Origin of the sequence: Streptomyces sp. URMC 126, assembly GCF_051386555.1 — a bacterium.
Classification (GTDB): Bacteria; Actinomycetota; Actinomycetes; order Streptomycetales; family Streptomycetaceae; genus Streptomyces.
Genome location: NZ_JBPQTX010001041.1, coordinates 1 through 258, shown reverse-complemented (window position 1 = coordinate 258; position 258 = coordinate 1). Strand labels below are relative to the sequence as shown.

Annotated in this window: 1 protein-coding gene; it reads left to right on the top strand. The window is 69.8% G+C overall.

Going from position 1 to position 258, the window contains the following annotated elements:
* Positions 1-16: 16 nt before the first annotated feature.
* Positions 17-258: hypothetical protein (locus ACSNOK_RS35010; protein ID WP_436784734.1), on the top strand; the 242-nt coding region annotated here is incomplete at its 3' end.

Below are 258 nucleotides of genomic sequence, written 5' to 3'. Positions count from 1 at the left end.
GTCCCGCCCCACCGTCATGCCGTTCGATGCGGGGCTGCCCGCCGCGCAGGGCCTCTACGATCCCGCCAACGAGAGCGATGCCTGCGGCGTCGGCTTCGTGGCGCATATGCGGAACGAGAAGTCGCACGACATCGTGGCCAAGGGCCTCGAGATCCTGCTCAACCTCGATCACCGCGGCGCCGTCGGCGCGGACCCCAAGGCCGGCGACGGCTGCGGCATGCTGATCCAGATTCCCGACGCCTTCCTGCGCGAGGAGAC